This is a genomic window from Salimicrobium salexigens (assembly GCF_900156705.1).
Taxonomy (GTDB): domain Bacteria; phylum Bacillota; class Bacilli; order Bacillales; family Halobacillaceae; genus Salimicrobium; species Salimicrobium album.
Genome location: NZ_FTOK01000026.1, coordinates 1 through 1,994 on the forward strand (window position 1 = coordinate 1; position 1,994 = coordinate 1,994).

Consider the following 1,994-nt stretch of genomic DNA (forward strand, 5'->3'; position numbering starts at 1 on the left):
GCAACAGAAGTAACGGTGAACCAGGTAGATAATTCTTATAATCAGCATATGCATGTTTTGCTTTGTGTAGAAAACACTTATTTTAAAAATACGGAGAATTATATTACGCAAAAGCAGTGGGCTGCTTTTTGGAAAAAAACGATGAAATTAGAGTACGATCCAGTCGTACATGTTCAGAATATAAAACCTAAAAATAAAAATAAAAGTGATATTAAATCAGCGATAGACGAGACAGCAAAATATCCTGTAAAAGATACCGATTTTATGACAGATGATAAAGAGAAAAATTTAAAACGGTTATCAGATCTGGAAGAAGGTTTACGCCAAAAAAGATTAATTTCTTATGGTGGTCTGTTGAAACAAATACATAAAAAGTTGAATCTTGATGATGCAGAAGATGGCGATTTGGTTCATGCTGAAGAAGATGAAAAACAGGCAAATGAAGATAGCTTTTCTATTATTGCTATGTGGAATTGGGAAAGACAAAATTATTTTATAAAAGATTAACTTAACGTGCGTAAGAAGTTATCATTTGAGCTTCTTACGCACTTTTTCATAGAGAAATAGGGACATTTGTAAAAGTAACGCAAAATTGTAGTAACCCTACACAAAAGTGGCACAAGTGTGTACACAAGTGGTACAGGTATGCACAAAAGTGACACAAAAAGGCGTTACCCCCTGTACAAAAGTGACACAAAGCGAAAAATCATGTACCCACGAAAAATCCGGCTCTGCCGGATACCCCAATCACGTTTGGGGTCATTTTTTCCTTATGCTCTTTCTACCTTTCCCTATAAGTATCTAATTCCGTTAGAAAAGGAGTGCGTTTTTTTGAACTTCAAGTCATGAAAAACAAGAAATGAACAGTATTACATCAAACGCTTATAGGCTTAAGAGAGACGTTTGATAATGGTGATAGGGATAAAAGCTATGGAGAAATGGTCTAAAAAGCTGTGAGACCTCTTATTTGGATTTCTGAGCCTATCAGGTAATGATTATGACGCAGAATCAACGAAGTCTTTTTGTCGTGAAGAATCTTTCACGTAAACTGAATACCGTTTGGCTCGCAAGGGCGAATTTTGCCCTGCGGCCTATCTTTAGAAAGTGTGAAAGGTGCAAGGTTCACGACAAAAAGGAATCGGCTGATTCGAGTAATAAAAATGACCATAGAAAAAAGACTAGATCCAGGTGAAATGGGTCTAGTCTTTGGGGTTTTTTTATCGTTTTGAGTGGTGCGAAAAACGAGTTCTCTCTTATCTAGATACATATAGAAACAACAGCATTACTGAAATATAATGAAAAACACTGACACACCAGTACCTCAAGGTCTATTTTTACCTTAAAAAAGGTTGAAAATAAAAACTCCCTCTGTTACTGTTTAAGTTACCACACCAAAACAGATAAAAGAAGGAGTTCTCAACTATGTCTAATAATACAACAAATAGGTCAGAGAAATCAAGAGTGTTGGTAGATAAAACGAAAAATGGGAATGTAAGACCCTGGAGAGAGAAAAAGATAGCTAGTGTTGATTACTTTCAGTTGCTGCACATTTTAGAGATGAAAAAGTCTGAGAGAGTCAGAGATTGTGCTAATGTTTTAGAATATCGACAAGATCGGTTAACTGGAGAACGTGATTTATATAAGGTGTGGTTTTGTAAATCTCGTTTATGTCCTATGTGTAATTGGAGGAGAGCCATGAAACATGGTATTCAATCACAAAAGGTGGTAGCTGAGGTTATTAAACAAAAACCAAAAGCTAGATGGTTATTCCTAACGTTATCTGTCAAAAATGTTTACGATGGTGACGAAATTAATCAAAGTTTATCTGAAATGGCTAAGGGTTTTAGAAATATGACTCAATATGCGAAAGTGAAGAAAAATTTAATTGGTTTTATGAGAGCAACAGAAGTAACGGTGAACCAGGTAGATAATTCTTATAATCAGCATATGCATGTTTTGCTTTGTGTAGAAAACACTTATTTTAAAAATACGGA

General features: G+C 35.0%; 2 protein-coding genes. Both read left to right on the plus strand.

Translation table 11 applies throughout. The features are described from left to right. A partial coding sequence (locus tag BW931_RS13180) for a protein rep (protein ID WP_234972657.1) occupies positions 1-507 on the plus strand: 507 nt, incomplete at its 5' end. Between the two features lie 915 nt (positions 508-1,422). Next, the coding region (locus tag BW931_RS13185; protein WP_076572930.1) for a protein rep at positions 1,423-1,994 on the plus strand (572 nt) is incomplete at its 3' end.